Below are 17,918 nucleotides of genomic sequence, written 5' to 3'. Positions count from 1 at the left end.
GACATTAGTCCGAATCACAGGGATGTCTTGGCCGGCGATCCAACGATTGGCCGCACGGTCCCGGTGAGTTCACCTGGATGTCGTTTTGACTTCCTAAATTCCCTCAGAATCCCCCCACACAAGCGGTAAAGCCCAAGAACTCGCCTCAGCTTTGGTAAGAAGACAAACAGGAGTGCCATGACGACGGTCCAGAAGAGACGTGCACGGGCGCGTGGAGGGGAGCTGGACGACTGCCTGCGCGCCTGCGCGGTGCACAGCGGGAAGGTCGTCGGCAGCATCGACCGGCGCCGCGTCGAACTCGCGGAGCAGCTGCGCAAGCTGCTCGTGGTGTGGGGCACGACGGCCACCTCCGCCCCTGCCCCGGCCGGCGGCGCCACCGCGCTGCTCAAGCGGGCCGTCAAGGGAGCCGCCACCCCGGCCTCCGCCATCCCCAACGAGCTCCTCGACGCGCTGCTCGCCGTCGCCAACAAGGCACTCGAGTGCGGCTACGACGACGAGCTCGACCTCGCCCTCGTCATCAGCGACACCGTCCTCGCCCAGCGCAAGAACTCCCGCGCCGGCTGGCGGCTGCGCGCCCGGCTCCTGGAGGCGCTCGGCGAGGAGGCCGAGGCGGTCGAGGCGTACGAGAAGTACCTCGCCCTCACCGACGACGACGGGTTCGGCGTCCGCGCCAAGATCGCCGGGCTGCGCGTCGCGGGCGACAAGGAGCGGGAGCTGCTGGCGCTGCTGAAGCGGCAGAGCCCGCGCGCCGCGGAGTTCACCCGCGGTGCCGCCACCGACGTCTGGGCCGAGGGCCTGGCCGCCCACGCGGTAGGGGACTGGACCGAGGCCGAGCCGCGTCTCGTGGGAGCGCTCCTGACGTTGGCCGCAGAGGAGGCCCCGGTCGCCGACCGGCAGGAACTCCTCAGCCAGTACCTGGACTTGCGCACCACCGAGTCGACGGACCTCGCCTCCCTCACCGAGGCCCTCGCCCTCTACGCCGAGCAGCGCCGCAACCGGATGCGCGGCCCCGTCGCCGACCCCACCGTCGGCGGGGTGCAGTGGATCGGCCTCGGCGAGTTCCGCAACCGGATCGCCGGCAAGTCGATCTGTCTGATCGCCAACTCCGGGCGCGTCGGCGCCAGTTCGATGGGCGCCGAGATCGACGCGTACGACCTCGTCGTCCGCTTCAACTCGTACAGGATCGACCCGAAGCACACCGGCAGCCGCACCGACATCCACGCCACCATCCACAAGCACGGCTTCAACTGGGACCGACAGGTCGACACCCGGCTCGTGTTCGGCGGCATCTCCGGCGACTGGAAGTACTCGCTGCGCAACCGGCTCGTCCCCGGCGCCCAGACCTTCCTCGGCGACGAGTCGCTGCGCTGGCCCGTGCGCAACATCGGCAAGCTCGGCACCGACGTCTGGTCCGGCATCCCGACCACCGGCTTCAACATGCTGTACCTGCTGGACTTCCTGGACGTCAGCCCGACCCTGGACCTGATCGGCTTCGACTTCTACGAGAGCGGCGCCTACCGCGTCCAGGAGGCGATGAAGCTCGCGATCACGTCCGTGCACGAATACACCAGCGAGAAGGCATGGGTCATGCAGCGGGCCCAGAGCGTGACCGACATGAGGATCTCCCTGCGATGACCACTGCCCCGCCTGCGACACAGGCCCCCGCCACCGACGCCCACGCGCTCACCGGCAAGCGCCGCATCGCCTTCGCGTCCTACGTCGACGAGAACTACCTGCCCGGGTTCCTGACCCTCCTGCGCAGCCTCGCGCTCTCCAACCCCGGCGTGTGCGAGGACTTCGTCGTCCTCTACGACGACCTGCGCCCCGGCTCGATCGCGCGGATCCGCGCCCTGCACCCGCGGATCGTCCTCAAGCGCGTGGGCGACACGCACTACGACTCGTACAAGAAGGGCGACCAGGACAACTACCTGGTCCGCAAGGCGTACTTCATCCTCGACGTGTTCAGGATCCGCGAGTACGACACGATCATCACCCTCGACACCGACATGGTCGTCCTGAGCGACCTGAGTGAACTCCTCAAGCTGCGCGAGGGGTTGGCGGCCGTCCCGCAGTTCTTCTACGGGCAGCACAAGCTCAACTCGGGGCTTCTCGTCATCCAGCGCGAATATCTGAGCGACGAGTTCTGCGCCAGGCTCGACCGGTGCGGCCGGAGCGGCGACTACGAGCTCGACAAGCACGACCAGGGCATCCTCAACGCCGTCCTCGACGGCGACTTCGTGCGCCTGGACCCGCGCTACAACTTCGTCAAGCGGCGGCTGTCCGGAGACCTGCCGGTTCCCGAGGACACCGCGATCCTGCACTTCACCGGCCGCCACAAGCCCTGGCAGGGCGGCGAGGCCGGGTACAGCCAGGCGGAGGACCGCTGGCGCGAGTTCGAGCTGTCGGACGCCGACTTCCAGACCGCCTACCTCGCATCGAGCGGCGGCCTCCACCACGACCTGGTCGTCCACTTCGGCACCCCGCACGTCCAGCGCACCGGCGACGTCGAGGTGGCCCGCAAGGTCGCCGCCGCGCACATCGCGAACGGCGACTACCAGAACGCCGTCGACGTCCTGTCCGGCGTCCGGATCCCGCTCGACGAGGCCTGGCCGCACGAGGTCCTCGGCCACGCCCTGATGAGCGTCTCCCGCTACGAGGAGGCCAAGGCCCAGCTGCTGCTGGCCACCGCCGCCCCCAACCGGGCCGCCACGGCGTACGCCCGACTGGCCCAGATGGCGTGGGTGCACGGCGACAACACGGAGTCCCTGCGGCACGCCACCGCCGGTATCACCGTCGACCCGACCCACCGCTCCAGCCGGCTGTGGGCGCAGCGCGCGGGTGCCGTCCCCTCGCAGGAGCGGGGCAGTGCCGAGGACCAGCTCGCCCACGTCGCCTTCTACATGGACCGGCAGGGCAACGCGGGCGACAAGCTCCTCCCGGAGACCGTCCGGCTCGCCTTCGGCCCCGACGTCACCTCGCGGCGCTGGCACTCGGTCCACGCCCACCGCCTCTTCGACGAGGCCGCGCTGGAGCGCGTCAACGCCCGCCGGGGCCTGGTCATCGGCGGCGGAGGACTCTTCATCCCGGACACCATGCCCAACGGCAACAGCGCCTGGCAGTGGAACGTCCCGGACGAGCTCCTGAACCGTATCGACGTGCCGATCGCGGTCTTCGCCGTGGGCTTCAACGCCTTCGACGGCCAGTCGTACCGGGCGAACCGCTTCCGCGACTCGCTCCTCCAACTGGTCGAGCGCTCCTCCTTCTTCGGTCTGCGCAACCACGGCTCGATAGAGAAGGTCCGCGCGATGCTGCCGTCGCACCTGCACGACAAGGTGCGCTTCCAGCCCTGTCCCACCACGGTCATGCGTCAGCTGGTCGCGGGCTGGCAGGACCCGGTGCAGCGCGAGAACACGATCCTCGTCAACGCCGCGTACGACCGCGCGGGTCTGCGCTTCGGCCACGACTACGGCTACTTCCTCGCCCAAATGGCCGAGGCTGTACGGGACTTGGGGAAGCTCGCCGAGGTGCAGTGCGTGGCGCACTCGCTCGACGACGAGAAGATCGCCTTCGATCTGCGCCGCGAGCACGGCATCTCGCTGCCGGTCATCCCGATGTACGACTTCGAGAACGACCAGATCCGCGAGCTGTACGCCCGCACCAAACTGGTGATCGGCATGCGCGGCCACGCCGGGATGATCCCCTTCGGTGTCGGCACGCCCGTCATCAGCCTGATCTCGCACCCGAAGATGGCGTACTTCCTGCGGGACATCGAGCGCCCGGAGTGGGGCGTCTCGGTCCACGACCGCCACCTCGCGGCCCGTCTGGTCGAGCGCGCGAGCGACCTGCTCGCGGACCACGCCAAGACGGTCGCCGACGTCCACGGCCGCCAGCAGGAGCTGTGGAAGGTCACCGAGGCCAACGCGGCCGACCTCCGGGTGATCCTGGGGAGTTGAGAGACGGCGGGCCCCCACGGCACAGGGGGCCCGCACCTCACTCGTCCGGCAGGTGCTCCAGCACCAGGTCGATGGCCTCCCGTGCCGTCGACACCCGGCCGAACGACTCCTGCCGGGACGGGCCCATGACGAAGTAGGTGCCCCCGTACTCGGACAGGACGAAGGGGATGTCCCAGGTCCACGGCTGCTCTGCGGTGCGGCTGAAGTGCAGCTCCCCCATCCCGACCCAGGGGAACCGGCGCCGCAGACGGGGATCCGCGTAGGCCAGGTCCAGCAACTCCGGCCGTACGCGCCCGTCGTCCCGCGCCTTCTGCCAGCCCGCCTCTATCGCCGCGTCCGTGTCCATGGACCCATCATGCGGCAGCTCAGCGGCCGACGGCCTTGTGCAGCAGCCGGGTGAGCTTCGAACCGCTCGGCTGCTCGCTCTCGTACGCCTTCCTCAGCTGTGCGAAGTGGTCCGCGCGGGTGCGGCTCAGATACTCGTCGGAGGTCAGCGGCCTGGCGATCGACCAGGCCCGCCGGTGCTGGCCGTCGTAGTGGGCGACATACGCCTTGGACAGCTCAAGGACGGACTTGAAGGGAATGCCGCCGGTGTGGTCGCGGTCGATCTTCTCCTGGACGGCGGAGATCAGGGCGAGCTTCTCGTCGACGGTGTAGTCGTCCTCGGTGATCCGCTCGAGGACGTCCGCGGGGATCGGCTTCGTCACCTCGAAGGCGAGGGTGGAGCGGATCGGCGGACCGGCGATCTCGATGTACGGCAGCAGCGCGCCGGTGCTGTGGTGCAGCCACGGCAGCCGGGGCCCGGCGAAGTCCTGGTGCAGGACGACCGTCCCGGGCCGCATCCGGCTCAGGAACCGCTGCGACACACACCGGAACACCCGGGCCGTCTTGGCTATGTCGATGTGCAGGAACTCCACGGGGCTGGTGTCCTCGGGGTCCGAGGTCTGCCACAGGTCACCGGCGTGGATCTCCAGGAAGGGCAGGAAGGGCCCCAGGCGCCCCTTGAAGTCGTCCAGGAAGGAGTTGTCGTCCGCCGGCTTGTGCCCGGAGTCGAAGAACCTCTCCGAGGCGAACGTGCCCTTGCCGACCCGGAAGAAGTCGTACGCGTGCAGCCGCCCGCTCTTCCGGTCGAACACGGGGCTCTCGCTCAGGCCGAGCGCGAGCGCGTACGTCGATCCGCCGCCCCCCGAGCCCAGTTCGACGATCCGGTCCCGGCCCGTGAGGTGGTGCCGGCCCACCAGGTACAGGAACTGCAACTCCCAGTTGCTGCACTGGGTGTAGGGCAGGTTCTCCGGCAGGGTCACGCTGTCGAAGAGCGAGTAGAGCCGGCCGAGCTTCGTCATGAGTGCCTCACGGGATTCGGATAGGCGGTGCCCGTGATCCTAGGGACCCGGACACCGCTTCACCATTGAATCAATGGAGTAGCTCGATGGTTGGGCTGTATTTCCACGGCCTTTCCAGGGAGTTCATCCCTCATTCGCTCAGCGCTTCACGGCCTTCCGCAACGCCTTGGCCCGCCGGACCACGCGACGTGCGGTGGAGTTGCGCGGGAGGAACGACAGCCGCTCCGGGATGCCGCCGGGCAGACCCAGCGAGGTCAGGCGCTTGCGCTTGAAGTAGCGCTGGGTGCGCGGGCCGAAGTGCTGCGAGAGGTAGCGCTCGGCGGCCGGACGCAGCCCCGCGTGCATCTGCGGCTGCATGGTGAAGCCGACCGCGGTGACCAGACCGTTCAGATCCTCGTCGGGCACGGCGTCCTCGCCCTTGCGGGACTCCAGGTCCGCCAGCACCGCGTCGGCCAGCACCGCCGGGACCCGGTTGCTGTTCTGGTACGGCGTGAGCCGGTCCAGGAGCGGCTCGGTGCCGATGCGGGCGACGGGAAGGTCGTAGAAGACGGACGCCGTGAACAGCGCCGTCGAGAAGCAGCCCACGACCAGCCCGGGCCGGGCCTTCTCGAACAGCACCTCGGCGAGGACGGGGGTGTCCAGGACGGTCAGGTCGATGCCCAGCTTCCCGGCCTCGGTCTCCAGGACGCGGCTGAAGCGGGCCGGCGCGGTGGGATGCGGCTTGAAGACGATGCTGCGATGCCCGCGCTCGACCGCGCCGCGCATCATCCGTACGTGCAGGTCCTCCTCCTCCTTGACGGAGAGGATGTTCAGCGCGGACAGATACTGCCCGAGGAGCAGCGCCGAGTTCTCCGGCAGCTCGGGCAACTCCGGTACGGCCTCGCCGAGTTCGCTCAGCACCTTCAGGAACGCGCCCGTCGGCACGACCTGCCCGGGCACCTCGAACTCGGTCAGCAGCATCGGCGTGAGGCCCGGTACCAGGTCCAGGTGGAGCAGCCGGCGCACGCGCGTGCCGACCAGCGGATCGAGCTTGTTGCGGGTGGGGCCGTAGCTCATCAGGCCGTCCGCGTAGACATGCACGGGGGCGCCCGTGAACAGCTGGGCCACGGTGAGCGCGGGGGTGACCTGGATGGACTCCAGGACCAGCTCGACGCGGTCGTCACCGAGGCCCCAGAGCAGCCGCAGATAGCGCTCGAAGAGCGGGATGTCGTCGGCGCGCGGAGTCCAGGAGCCGGGGTGGAAGGGGCGGATGGCCTCGTTCCACGACAGCACGTCGTCGAAGTGGTCGCGCAGCGGCTCGAAGCCCGGCATCGCGTCGACCGCCAGAGTGGTCTCCGGGTTCGCCGAGTTGTTGAACACCAGCAGCACCCGCCGCTCCGCCTCCTCGAAGAGGTCGGAGTCGATCGCGGCGGCCAGGGTGGCCGCCCCGTACAGCGTGGAGGCGCAGAAGATCTGCGTCGTACGACGGGGGTGGGGGGACATCAGGCAGCCGCCTTCGCTGTGGTGACCCGGCGCCGCAGCCGCCGCAGCCTGGACGAGCGGCGCAGGTCCATCGTGTCGAGTACGTCGCCGAGGGCGTCCTGCGGCATCCGCTTTATGGCCGCCGCGCTCATCGCCTGGAGCTGCTTGGCCACGCCCGGCTCCCACTTGGCCTCGTCGGAGAGGTGGTGGGCGATGATCGCGCAGTAGGTGCGCACCGCCTTCGGGAGCAGCCGGTCGGCGTCCCGGTCCGTCGCCGTCTCCTCGATGACCTGGTCGAAGGCGCGGATGAAGTCCAGCTGGCGGGCGTCGCCGATCTGGGTGAGCGAGGAGGCCACTCCACGCCGGTAGAACACGCCGAGCAGGCTCACCACGGCGAACGACTCCGCCTCGCGGTGCAGCTTCCAGATCCACGGCCGGTCCTCGGCCGTGCGCAGCCCGTCGGTGAAGTGCAGCAGGCCCTTGTCCAGGAGCCGGCGGTGGTAGGCACCGGCCCACGCGTACGCGTAGTCGACGGAGGTCGTCCGGTCGGCGGGCAGGATCGCCTCGCGGGGGTTCAGCACCTCCCCACGCGGGCCCACCGGCGCCCGGTGGACGGACCGGGCGCGGGCGGTCGCCTGGACATGGTCGGTGCGGATGAAGTCGCAGCCCAGGTCCTCGATGGCCGCCACCAGCTCGGCGAGATAGCCCGGCGCGAGCCAGTCGTCGCCGTCGAGGAAGGTGAGGTACTCGCCCGTCGCCGCGTCCAGTCCGGTGTTGCGGGCGGTGGCGAGACCTCCGTTCTCCTCATGGCGGATATATCTCACCTGCGCGACATCCGAAAGCGACTCGGCCGCCCGTTCGAGAATGGCGGGTGTTTCATCCTTGGATTTGTCGTCGACCAGGATGAACTCGAAGTCGCTCCGGGCGTTGAGCCGCAGAGTTCTGAGGGTGTCCGGGGCGTATTGCTGCACGTTGTAGAACGGCACGATCACGGAAAGCTTTGGCACCTGCGAAACGCTAGAAGGCCGCCCGGCAGGGGAACTGGACGGTGATCGTACGGGGGGTGAACTCAATGTGTCGGAACGGTGCATCCCCTGTACTTCCCGGACTTCGGCGGGCCAGTTCGGCTCTCGGTGGGCTGTTGTTAACTTTTCGTTGATTCGAGGTTGGGCCATTACTGGGAATTGCTTCCTAGCGTCTTGGACGTGCCAGCAAGTACAACGAAGCCGACGCGAATCGCGGTCCTAGCGGACTCGGACACCCGCTGGAAATGGGGTGCCCTCACATCTCATCGCATCGCCCCGCGCGAGGATGCGCAAGGGCCCCTCGCCCTGAGCGGATTCCTGCTGCGCGGTCGCGCCACCCCCACCCCGCGCCAGCTGGCGGAGGTCGGCGTGCACGCCGACTCGCTGCGGGAGGTCACGGCCGTCGAGTTCCTGCGCGCCATGGCCGAGGAGGAGTACGACGTGGTCGTCATCGCCCTCGTCGGCGGCGGCGTCCAGGCCGTGCTGCACGGCCTCAAGCGGGTGTGGGAGGGCCGCGAGAAGCGTCCCGTCGTCGTCACCGGCTACGTCGGTGTCGTCTACGAGAAGCTCGCCGACGGCCTCCTCCTGCGCCACGGCGCCGACCTGGTCCTCGCCAACTCCCGCCAGGACGCGGACCGTTTCCGGGCCGTGTACGAAGGGGTGGGCGCCGACGCCTCGGCGGTCACGGAGGTGGCGCTGCCGTTCCTCGGCGGGGCCGCCTACGAGGGCGCTGCATCGTCCCGGGGGACAACCCCCGGACTCCCGGCCGAACGCCGCCCGTACACCGTGGTGTTCGCCGTGCAGCCCTCCGTCCCGGACAGCCGGAAGGACCGTACGTACCTGCTGAACCGGCTGATCCGGCACGCCAGGCTGCACCCCGAGCGCGAGGTGCTGCTGAAGCTGCGCTCCAAGCCGGGCGAACACACCACGCACATCGAGGAGCAGCCCTACCAGAAGCTGGTCCAGCGGCTTGATCCGCCGGCCAACTTCCGTCTGGTGTACGGGAACATGGGCGAGGTCCTCGACCGCACCGACCTGCTGGTCACGATCAGCTCCACGGCCGCGCTCGAGTCCCTGCACCGCCGTATCCCGACGGTCGTCCTGACCGACCTCGGGGTACGCGAGGTCCTCGGCAACCACCACTTCGTCGGCTCCGGCTGCCTCGCCTCCTGGGACCAGCTGGACGCCGGACACCGGCCGGCGGCGGACCCGGAGTGGGTGGCCCGGCAGGGCGTGGTGGCGGACGGCTCGTACGAGACCGCCTTCGACGCGGCGCGGGAGCGGATCGCCAAACTGCTGGCCCGTCCCGGGGGGTTGGCCCCGCTGACCCCGTACTACACACCGGCCACGGCTCCCGGTTACCTGCCCGGCATCCTCGCCCGCCACCACCTCGGCCCCGACGGGAGTCCGCTGCCGGGCGCGCCCGCGCACGACAGGGAGCCCGGGCCGGTTCGGCAGATCGTGCGGCGGGCCGCTCGGGGGGCGTATCGGCACGGGGTGCAGCGGGTGGCGCCTGTCATCCGGCGGATGGGGGAGCTGTGAGCGCCTCCCAGGGTGCCTCTTCGGGTCGTCCGGCGGCTGCTGCGCCGCCGGGGCTGGTCGCGCCCCGCGGCGGAGCCGCAAATCGACACAGCCCCGCGCCCCTGGGGGGCGACTCCGCCGGCCCCCTCCCTACCTCCGTGAACTCTGCGCAAGGAGTGCAACCCATGTCCAACCCGCAAGCGGGCCAAGGCGTTTCCGTGCGCCGCGTGCTCGCGGTGATCCCCGCGCGCGGCGGCTCCAAGGGTGTGCCCGCGAAGAACCTCGCCCCCGTCGGGGGCGTGCCGCTGGTCTCCCGTGCGGTGCGTGAGTGCCTTGCCACCCGGCTGGTGACGGACGTGGTCGTCTCCACCGACGACCAGGGCATCGCCGCCGCGGCCCGCGAGGCCGGCGCCGAGGTCGTGCTGCGGCCCGCCGCGATCGCCGGGGACACGGCGACCTCCGAGGCCGCCGTGCTGCACGCCATGGACGCCCACGAGGCGCTGCACGGCGCGGCGGTCGACGTGGTGGTGTTCGTGCAGTGCACCAGCCCGTTCCTGGTCCGCGAGGACATCGACGGAGTGGCGGGCGCGGTCGTCGAGAACGGCGCCGACACCGCCGTGACCGTCGCGCCCTTCCACGGCTTCGTGTGGCGGGACGCCGAGGACGAGGTCGCCGCGGGCACGGCCGCGGAGGCCGACGCGGCGGTCGGCGGCGGCTACGGCGTCAACCACGACAAGTCCTACCGCCCTCGCCGCCAGGACCGTCCCCAGGACCTCCTGGAGACCGGCGCCGCCTACGCGATGGACGCGGCCGGCTTCCGCAAGCACCAGCACCGCTTCTTCGGCCGTACGGAGCTCGTCCGCACCGACGCCGCACGCGTGCTGGAGATCGACGACCCGCACGACCTCGCCAGGGCGCGCGCGCTCGCCCCCCTGTTCGACGCGGACCTCCCCCACTCTCGGCTTCGCTCGAGCGGGGGGACCCCCATCGGTTCGCTGCCGACCGCCGACGACATCGACGCGGTCGTACTGGACTTCGACGGCACCCAGACCGATGACCGGGTGCTGATCGACGCCGATGGAAAGGAGTTCGTCTCCGTGCACCGCGGAGACGGCCTCGGCATCGCGGCCCTGCGCAACAGCGGCCTGAACATGCTGATCCTCTCCACGGAGCAGAACCCGGTCGTCGCCGCCCGGGCCCGGAAGCTCAGGCTCCCGGTCCTGCACGGCATCGACCGGAAGGACCTCGCACTCAAGCAGTGGTGCGAGGAGCAGGGCATCGCGCCCGAGCGCGTGCTCTACGTCGGCAACGACGTCAACGACCTCCCGTGCTTCGCCCTCGTGGGCTGGCCCGTGGCGGTCGCGAGCGCCCACGACGTGGTACGCGGCGCCGCCCGTGCGGTCACCACCGTCCCCGGTGGCGACGGCGCGATCCGAGAGATCGCCAGCTGGATCCTCGGCCCCTCTCTCGACTCCCTCACCAAGTAAGGAATCAGCCTGCCATGAGCACCAACTCCCGCCTCCGCTCCTTCGGTTCCGAGCGTCTCGCCGGCCCCGGCCAGCCCGTCTACATCTGCGGCGAGATCGGCATCAACCACAACGGTGACCTGGAGAACGCCTTCAAGCTCATCGACGTGGCCGCCGAAGCCGGCTGCGACGCCGTGAAGTTCCAGAAGCGCACCCCCGAGATCTGCACCCCGCGCGACCAGTGGGACATCGAGCGCGACACCCCCTGGGGCCGGATGACCTACATCGACTACCGCCACCGCGTGGAGTTCGGCGAGGACGAGTACCGCCAGATCGACGAGTACTGCAAGAGCAGGAACATCGCCTGGTTCGCCTCTCCGTGGGACAACGAGGCCGTCGCCTTCCTGGAGAAGTTCGACGTGCCGGCCCACAAGGTGGCCTCGGCCTCCCTGACGGACGACGAGCTCCTGCGCGAGCTGCGCGCCACCGGCCGCACGGTGATCCTCTCGTCCGGCATGTCCACCCCGAAGCAGATCCGCCACGCGGTCGAGGTCCTCGGCTCGGACAACATCCTGCTCTGCCACGCCACGTCGACGTACCCGGCGAAGGCCGAGGAGCTCAACCTCCGCGTCATCAACACGCTCCAGGAGGAGTACCCGAACGTCCCGATCGGCTACTCCGGCCACGAGACGGGCCTGCAGACCACCCTCGCGGCGGTCGCCCTCGGCGCCACGTTCATCGAGCGCCACATCACCCTCGACCGCGCGATGTGGGGCTCCGACCAGGCCGCCTCCGTCGAGCCCCAGGGCCTGACCCGCCTGGTCCGCGACATCCGCACCATCGAGGCCTCCCTCGGCGACGGCGTCAAGAAGGTCTACGACTCCGAGCTCGGCCCGATGAAGAAGCTCCGCCGTGTCTCGGGCGTCGTCGCCGAGGCGGAGATCGCCGCCGCCGCGGGCGAGCCGGTCTCGGTCTGAGGCCGAAGTTCCGAGGCTGAAGTTCTGAGTCGAATCACTTAGGGGACGGTCGTACGTCGATGAGCCGCCGCGCCGGATCAGCCGGCAGCAACTCCACTCTCGCGTTCGTCGAGAGCCCGGTACAGCTCCTGAACGTGCTGGAGTGGGCGCACGCCCACGCACCCGGCGCGGGGCTCACCCTCGTCGTGCTGTCCCCGACCGACCCCATGACCCGCGGCCAGCTCCGCCGGATGGCCGAGCTGGCCCGCGACGAGGGGCACGCGGTCCGCTGGGAGGAGGCCCGGGGCGGCCCCGCGGCCCCCTTCCAGACCATCGGCGGCCTGGCGGGCACGCTCCGCAGGGCGGACCGGGTCGTCCTCGGCGACCCGTTCTCCCGCTACGTACAACTCCTGCTGACCATCACACGCGCGGCCGAGCTGGTCGTCGTCGACGACGGCACGGCCACGATGGAGTTCGTGGCCCAACTCGCCCGTGGGGAAAGGCTGGTCCGCTGGCACCGCAAGGGCGGCCGCCCGGGTCCGCGGGACCTGATCTTCGCTCCGGTGTCGGCCTCGGCCCGCAAGCGGCTGACCCCGAGCGAGCGCCGGCGGGTGCAGATCTTCTCGTCGATGCCGATGGAGGAGACCCCGGCGGGGGTGACGGTCTCGGCCAACACCTTCGCCTGGACCCGCGCCCGCTTCGGCCCGCCCCGCATCACCAAGGGCGCCGACATGGTGGGCACGTCTCTGGTGGAGACGGGAGTGGTGGACGGCGAGCGGTACCTGGAGGCGGTCCGCACCCTCGCCAAGGCCCACGGCACCACCCGCTACTTCGCCCACCGCCGCGAGAGCACGGAGAAACTCCACCGCCTGGCGGTCGAGACCGGTCTGGAAATAGTCCGCCCGGATCTCCCCCTGGAACTGATCGCCCGCCGGGGCCCGATCGGCCGCACCATCCTGAGCTTCCCCTCGACGGTCGTCCACACCCTTCCCCTGGCCCTGGTCGGCACCGACGTGCGGGTCTCGGTCTGCGACATCGACCCGAGCTGGCTGGCGGAGAACGCCTCACCCCGGGCGCAGGGGTTCCTGTCGGGGGTGACGGGGACGGCGCGGGATGTGCACCGGCTGTCGTCGGTGGTCGCGGCGGTGTGAGGACGGGGCGTGTTCGGCGCCCCTAACCGTCCTTGCGCGCGAGGAGAAAGACGCGCGGGCGTACCTCGCCCTCCTGCGGCTCGCGCAGCACCCGGGTGTGCAGGCGCAGGCCCGCCCTGCCGAGTTGCTCGGCCACGGCGTCCGGGTCGCGCCAGTAGTAGTCGAGCGAGATCTCGTGTCCGAAGCGCTCGGTGAGGTGCAGGTGTTCGGTGTCCTCCTCCGCCCCGGCCTGGAAGGCGAGGAGCACGTGTCCGCCGGGCACCAGGACCCGGCGGAACTCGGCGAGCGTCGCGGGCAGGTGCCCGTCCGGGACGTGGATGATCGAGTACAGGGCGGTGATCCCGCCCAGCGTCGCGTCCGGCAGATCAAGTGACGTCATCGAACCCACGTGAAACCGCAGGCCGGGATGGTTCCGCCGGGCCAGCTCCACCATCCGGGGCGAGACGTCGACGCCGAAGACGGGCAGGCCGAGCGCGTGCAGATGGGCGGTGACATGTCCGGGACCACTGCCGAGGTCGGCCACGGGGGCGGTTGTGCCGCTCGCCCGCACGAGCTCGGCGTAGGCACCGAAGAGAGCACGCTCCACGGTGAGGGCGGCGAGACCGTCCGCGGGGAACTCCTTGTCGTAGGCGTCGGCGATGGTGTCGTACGAGGTTCGGGTGGCCGGTATGAAGGGCGGCGGGCCGGGGTTCGCGGGGGTCACGGGGGCACCCTAGACCGTGAGCGCACCTGGCTCGGGGGTGGTTGGTCCACGTGCCCGCCCGCCCCCGGGGTGGTTCCTTCGGGTGGTCGCTCCGCGTGGCGGAAACGTCGCTCGGCGGTGATGATTCCGGGACCGGAACAAGCGTCTCAGTGGAGGCAGGGTGGATTTGCGGGGCGGCGCGGTCCCGACAGGTGAACAGAGCCGACGGGGCGGCACCGCGCGTGGTATCCGTGGAGGGAAGAGTGGATGAGTGACGGATGTGGCCGGATGTCTTCGGCCGGGTCTCTCTCCGGGGATTTCATGATCCACTCGGCCGGAAAGTCGGGCGAGTTTACCCATCCCAGTCGATACGTATGCGTCGAGCGGCCGGATTTTCTTCCCCTAACGGGTTGAACTTTTGTTGATCGAGGGGCAGTTGGTCGGCCCGGCGTCCTACCCTTCAGAGGGTGAAGCAATTGATGTCCCTAGAGTCCGAGGCCGATCTTCCCGCGGAAGCTCCGCTTCCCGGCACGCTGCCGGAGTCGCTGCGTGCCGAACTTGTCGCGTTCCGGCGTGACTTGCACATGCACCCGGAGCTCGGCAACCAGGAGTTCCGTACGACCGCCGCCATCAAGGCGCGGCTCGAGAAGGCCGGGTTGCGGCCGCGTGTGCTCGCGGTGGGTACCGGACTCGTCTGTGACATCGGGGACTGGAGTGGTGGGCGTCCCGCGCTCGCGCTGCGGGCCGACATCGACGCGCTGCCGATTCCGGACACGAAGAGTGACTGCTCGTATCGCTCGACCGTGCCGGACCGGGCTCATGCCTGTGGGCATGACGTGCATACGACGGTCGTGCTCGGGGCCGGCCTCGTGCTGGCCGATCTGCATCGGCAGGGGCTGCTGCCGCGGCCCGTGCGGCTGGTCTTCCAGCCCGCCGAGGAAGTGCTGCCCGGTGGCGCCGCCGATGCCATCGAGTGCGGGGTGCTGGAAGGCGTCGGGCGGATCATCGCCGTGCACTGCGACCCGCGGGTGGACGCCGGGCGGATCGGGCTGCGGGCCGGTGCCATCACCTCCGCGTGCGACCGGCTGGAGATCTCCCTCGGCGGACCCGGCGGCCACACCGCGCGGCCTCATCTGACGACGGACCTGGTGACCGCGGCCGCGCGTGTCGTCGTCGACGTGCCCGCCATCGTCGCCCGGCGGATCGACACCCGTGCCGGGCTCGCCGTGACCTGGGGACGGATCGAGTCCGGGCACGCGCCCAACGTCATCCCGCAGCACGCCGAGCTCTCCGGCACCGTGCGCTGCCTGGACATCGAGGCCTGGCGCCAGGCACCCGACGTCGTGGTCGCCGCGATCGACGAGGTCGCCAACCTGCACCGCGCCAAGTCGGAGATCAACTACGTGCGCGGTGTGCCGCCCGTGGTCAACGACCCGGCCGTCACCGATCTGTTGCGGGACGCCATGACCGCCCGTCGCGGTGCCGCCTCGGTCGAGGGCACCGAGCAGAGCCTCGGTGGCGAGGACTTCTCCTGGTATCTGGAGCATGTGCCGGGAGCCATGGCCAGGCTCGGTGTCCGCACCCCGGGGGAGCGGACCGTACGGGATCTCCACCAGGGTGACTTCGATGCCGACGAGTCGGCGATCACGGCGGGCGTGGAGCTGTTCACCGCCGCCGCGCTGCTCGATGGGGTTTCCTGAAAGGTCCGAAGAAGATCTTGTGAAGGGGTGGCCGGTTTGGCGCCCCTTCGTCCCCTTGTGTCACCCGGGTGTAACCGGCGGGCGGCGAACGTAACCCGATGTCGGCACGGTTCGATAACGGCCACGAGGAACCCCGTTCCCCTCCTCGTCTACGCGCGTTACTGTGCGCCGAAATGGCCACCATCGGCGGCGCATTGGGGAAGCGGGCCGTTCGACGGGCCGTGGGATGAAGGGGTGCTTGCTGTGCGTTCCATATCTCGGAGGACCAGGTTCTCCCAAGCAGTGGTGGCCGTTTCGGTCATCGCGCTCGCGGCCGTCGGCTGTGGCGAGTCCAGCACGAAGGCCGGCAGTGACGACGCGTCCAAGTCGTCCTCGTCCGGCAAGTACTCGGGCAAGGGCATCGGCCTGGCGTACGACATCGGCGGCCGTGGCGACCAGTCGTTCAACGACGCCGCCTACGCCGGCTTCGAGCAGGCCGACAAGGAATTCAAGATGGGCGGCCGGGACGTCCAGCCGAGCGACGGCGAGTCGGAGGCGGACAAGGTCCAGCGTCTGACGGAGCTCGCCAAGGCCGGCTACAACCCGGTGATCGGCGTGGGCTACATCTACGCGCCGGCCGTCAAGGAGGTCGCCGCCAAGTTCCCGAAGACCACGTTCGGGATCATCGACGACGAGCAGGTCAAGGCCGCCAACGTGGCCGACATGGTCTTCTCCGAGGAGCAGGCCTCCTACCTCGCGGGCGTCGCCGCCGCCAAGGCCTCCAAGGTCAAGCACGTCGGCTTCATCGGCGGCGTGGACATCCCGCTGATCCACAAGTTCGGCGCCGGCTTCGAGCAGGGCGTCAAGTCCGTCGACCCGAGCATCAAGATCGAGTCGCAGTACCTGACGGAGACCCCTGCCGAGGGCGGCTTCTCCAGCCCGGACAAGGGCAAGGAGGCGGCCAGCGGCCAGATCGAGAAGGGCGCCGACGTCATCTACCACGCCGCCGGTCTCTCCGGTCAGGGTGTGATCTCCGAGGCTGCCGCCAAGAAGATCTGGGCGATCGGTGTCGACTCCGACCAGTACAACCAGTCCGCGCTGAAGGGCTACAAGGACTACATCCTCGGCTCGGCGCTGAAGAACGTCGGCGGCGCGGTCTACGAGCTCGCCAAGTCGGTCTACGAGGGCAAGCCGCTCACCGGTGTCGTCCGCGGCGACCTGAAGTCCGGCGGCGTGGGCTTCGCCGACTCCAACCCGAAGTACAAGGCCATGACGGATGTCGTCGCGGCGGTCGACGCGGCCAAGCAGGACATCATCGACGGCAAGGTGACGGTCAAGACCTCGTAACCGGAACCGCCGCCCGAAGCAGGGCCGAAAGGCCCCTTCGTACGCCCGCCCGGGCAGCGTTGCAGCTCGTACGCCCCTTGCCTCCCGCAAGGGGCGTACTGCTGTCCGTAGTCTGTCCACCAACTGTGGCCACAGCTCGATAACGGACCGGACAGAAGGGGTTTTCCGTCTGGTCTACGCGCGTTACGCTGCGGCGGAACCAGCGCCTGGTTTGGGCGCTTGTACAAAGGAGTCTCGTTCCATGCGCCGGGTGTCCCGTATCGCGGTTGCAGGCGTTGCAACCGCAGCTCTTGCCGTGACCGTTTCCGCTTGCGGAAGCTCGTCCACCTCCTCGTCCTCTTCCTCCAGCAGTGACAAGAACCTGGGCCTCGCGCTCGCGTACGACGTCGGTGGCAAGGGTGACCAGTCCTTCAACGACGCCGCGACCGCCGGCCTGGACAAGGCCGACAAGGAGTTCGGCTACAAGTCCACGGCCATCGAGCCGCAGGACGGCGAGTCGGACGCGGACAAGGTCCAGCGCCTGGAGAACCTCGCCAAGCAGGGCTACAACCCGGTCATCGGCGTCGGCTACGCCTACGCGCCGGCCGTCAAGGAGGTCTCGGGCAAGTACCCGGACACCACCTTCGGCATCGTCGACGACGAGCAGACCAAGGCCGACAACGTCGCCGACCTCGTCTTCTCCGAGGAGCAGGCCTCCTACCTGGCCGGTGTCGCGGCCGCCCTGTCCACCAAGTCGAACACCGTCGGCTTCATCGGTGGCGTGGACGTCCCGCTGATCCACAAGTTCGAGGCCGGCTTCAAGCAGGGCGTCCAGGACACCAAGAAGGGTGTCACGGTCAAGTCGCAGTACCTGACCGAGACCGCCGCCGAGGGTGGCTTCTCCAGCCCCGACAAGGGTGAGAGCGCCGCCGAGGGTCAGATCGACGACGGCGCGGACGTCGTCTACGCCGCCGCGGGTCTGTCCGGCCAGGGCGTCATCAAGGCCGCCAACGCCAACAAGATCTGGGCGATCGGCGTCGACTCCGACCAGTACAAGCAGGACGCGCTGAAGGCGTACAAGTCCTCGATCCTGACCTCCGCCATGAAGAACGTCGAGGGCGCGGTCTACGAGCTCGCCAAGTCCGTCCACGACGGTAAGCCGGAGACCGGTGTCATCCGCGGCAGCCTCTCCAACGGCGGCGTGAGCCTGTCGAACTCCAACCCGGAGTTCGCGGACAACGCCGACATCCAGGCCGCGGTCAAGAAGGCCAGCGAGGGCATCATCGACGGCACCATCAAGGTGAAGACCTCCTGACCTTTCCGGGTAGAGGCCTTGGCCAAAGGAACGCTGTAAT

At 69.5% G+C, this 17,918-nt stretch carries 14 protein-coding genes; 9 read left to right on the top strand and 5 right to left on the bottom strand.

The window, feature by feature from the left end:
• Positions 1-177 precede the first annotated feature (177 nt).
• Together ACWD3I_RS12460 and ACWD3I_RS12455 are read left to right on the top strand one after the other, a co-directional pair.
• Positions 178-1,635, top strand: coding sequence for a glycosyltransferase family 29 protein (locus tag ACWD3I_RS12460; protein WP_365392227.1), 1,458 nt, complete (start codon positions 178-180; stop codon positions 1,633-1,635).
• Entirely contained in the window at positions 1,632-3,953 is a 2,322-nt protein-coding gene (locus tag ACWD3I_RS12455) for a glycosyltransferase (protein WP_365392225.1), read from the top strand. The genes ACWD3I_RS12460 and ACWD3I_RS12455 overlap by 4 nt, the downstream gene beginning before the upstream one ends.
• A gap of 37 nt (positions 3,954-3,990) precedes the next feature.
• On the opposite strand, the gene ACWD3I_RS12450 is transcribed toward ACWD3I_RS12455, so the two are convergent.
• From ACWD3I_RS12450 to ACWD3I_RS12435, 4 genes are all read right to left on the bottom strand, one after another.
• Positions 3,991-4,299: a DUF6193 family natural product biosynthesis protein gene (locus tag ACWD3I_RS12450; RefSeq protein ID WP_365392223.1), complete on the bottom strand. Its 309-nt coding sequence runs from the start codon at positions 4,297-4,299 to the stop codon at positions 3,991-3,993.
• Between the two features lie 19 nt (positions 4,300-4,318).
• On the bottom strand, positions 4,319-5,296 hold the full coding sequence (locus ACWD3I_RS12445) for an O-methyltransferase (protein WP_365392221.1): 978 nt from the start codon (positions 5,294-5,296) through the stop codon (positions 4,319-4,321).
• A gap of 138 nt (positions 5,297-5,434) precedes the next feature.
• Positions 5,435-6,778 carry an alpha-2,8-polysialyltransferase family protein gene (locus ACWD3I_RS12440; RefSeq protein ID WP_365392219.1) on the bottom strand — a complete coding sequence of 448 codons (1,344 nt, stop codon included), beginning with the start codon at positions 6,776-6,778 and terminating at the stop codon, positions 5,435-5,437.
• A complete protein-coding gene (locus ACWD3I_RS12435) occupies positions 6,778-7,764 on the bottom strand; it encodes a glycosyltransferase family 2 protein (protein ID WP_365392217.1) in 987 nt (328 codons plus the stop codon). The genes ACWD3I_RS12440 and ACWD3I_RS12435 overlap by 1 nt, the downstream gene beginning before the upstream one ends.
• 198 nt (positions 7,765-7,962) lie before the next feature.
• Here ACWD3I_RS12435 and ACWD3I_RS12430 point away from each other — a divergent pair, with 198 nt between their 5' ends.
• The 4 genes from ACWD3I_RS12430 to ACWD3I_RS12415 all read left to right on the top strand — a co-directional run bounded on the left by ACWD3I_RS12430 (position 7,963) and on the right by ACWD3I_RS12415 (position 12,876).
• A complete protein-coding gene (locus tag ACWD3I_RS12430; RefSeq protein WP_365392215.1) occupies positions 7,963-9,324 on the top strand; it encodes a DUF6716 putative glycosyltransferase in 1,362 nt (453 codons plus the stop codon).
• A gap of 164 nt (positions 9,325-9,488) precedes the next feature.
• Complete coding sequence (locus tag ACWD3I_RS12425; RefSeq protein WP_365392213.1) at positions 9,489-10,790, top strand: acylneuraminate cytidylyltransferase; 1,302 nt, start codon at positions 9,489-9,491, stop codon at positions 10,788-10,790.
• Positions 10,791-10,804: 14 nt separating this feature from the next.
• Positions 10,805-11,746: an N-acetylneuraminate synthase family protein gene (locus ACWD3I_RS12420; RefSeq protein WP_307026730.1), complete on the top strand. Its 942-nt coding sequence runs from the start codon at positions 10,805-10,807 to the stop codon at positions 11,744-11,746.
• Between the two features lie 59 nt (positions 11,747-11,805).
• Positions 11,806-12,876 (top strand): hypothetical protein, encoded by a 1,071-nt coding sequence (locus ACWD3I_RS12415; protein ID WP_365392210.1) that lies wholly within the window; start codon positions 11,806-11,808, stop codon positions 12,874-12,876.
• Between the two features lie 22 nt (positions 12,877-12,898).
• Here the strand turns inward: ACWD3I_RS12415 and ACWD3I_RS12410 are convergent, their stop codons facing one another.
• The gene (locus ACWD3I_RS12410; RefSeq protein ID WP_365392208.1) at positions 12,899-13,579 is read right to left on the bottom strand and encodes a class I SAM-dependent DNA methyltransferase; all 681 of its coding nucleotides are present in this window, start codon (positions 13,577-13,579) and stop codon (positions 12,899-12,901) included.
• Positions 13,580-14,037: 458 nt separating this feature from the next.
• Between ACWD3I_RS12410 and ACWD3I_RS12405 the strand changes: the two genes are divergently transcribed.
• From ACWD3I_RS12405 to ACWD3I_RS12395, 3 genes are all read left to right on the top strand, one after another.
• A complete protein-coding gene (locus ACWD3I_RS12405; protein ID WP_365392206.1) occupies positions 14,038-15,258 on the top strand; it encodes an amidohydrolase in 1,221 nt (406 codons plus the stop codon).
• A gap of 285 nt (positions 15,259-15,543) precedes the next feature.
• Entirely contained in the window at positions 15,544-16,584 is a 1,041-nt protein-coding gene (locus ACWD3I_RS12400) for a BMP family lipoprotein (RefSeq protein ID WP_365392204.1), read from the top strand.
• Between the two features lie 241 nt (positions 16,585-16,825).
• Positions 16,826-17,878 carry a BMP family lipoprotein gene (locus ACWD3I_RS12395; RefSeq protein ID WP_365392201.1) on the top strand — a complete coding sequence of 351 codons (1,053 nt, stop codon included), beginning with the start codon at positions 16,826-16,828 and terminating at the stop codon, positions 17,876-17,878.
• The last annotated feature ends 40 nt before the right edge of the window (positions 17,879-17,918 follow it).

This window comes from Streptomyces sp. NPDC002817, from assembly GCF_053592055.1.
The sequence above is the reverse complement of the archived record's forward strand: the minus strand, read 5'-3'. Positions and strand labels throughout refer to the sequence as shown.

What these genes read in the sequence shown, in the direction of transcription:
- ACWD3I_RS12460 (WP_365392227.1), top strand. Translation starts at nt 178, where the DNA reads ATGACGACGGTCCAGAAGAGACGTGCACGGGCGCGTGGAGGGGAGCTG.
- ACWD3I_RS12455 (WP_365392225.1), top strand. Translation starts at nt 1,632, where the DNA reads ATGACCACTGCCCCGCCTGCGACACAGGCCCCCGCCACCGACGCCCAC.
- ACWD3I_RS12450 (WP_365392223.1), bottom strand. Translation starts at nt 4,299, where the DNA reads ATGGACACGGACGCGGCGATAGAGGCGGGCTGGCAGAAGGCGCGGGAC.
- ACWD3I_RS12445 (WP_365392221.1), bottom strand. Translation starts at nt 5,296, where the DNA reads ATGACGAAGCTCGGCCGGCTCTACTCGCTCTTCGACAGCGTGACCCTG.
- ACWD3I_RS12440 (WP_365392219.1), bottom strand. Translation starts at nt 6,778, where the DNA reads ATGTCCCCCCACCCCCGTCGTACGACGCAGATCTTCTGCGCCTCCACG.
- ACWD3I_RS12425 (WP_365392213.1), top strand. Translation starts at nt 9,489, where the DNA reads ATGTCCAACCCGCAAGCGGGCCAAGGCGTTTCCGTGCGCCGCGTGCTC.
- ACWD3I_RS12420 (WP_307026730.1), top strand. Translation starts at nt 10,805, where the DNA reads ATGAGCACCAACTCCCGCCTCCGCTCCTTCGGTTCCGAGCGTCTCGCC.
- ACWD3I_RS12415 (WP_365392210.1), top strand. Translation starts at nt 11,806, where the DNA reads ATGAGCCGCCGCGCCGGATCAGCCGGCAGCAACTCCACTCTCGCGTTC.
- ACWD3I_RS12405 (WP_365392206.1), top strand. Translation starts at nt 14,038, where the DNA reads ATGTCCCTAGAGTCCGAGGCCGATCTTCCCGCGGAAGCTCCGCTTCCC.
- ACWD3I_RS12395 (WP_365392201.1), top strand. Translation starts at nt 16,826, where the DNA reads ATGCGCCGGGTGTCCCGTATCGCGGTTGCAGGCGTTGCAACCGCAGCT.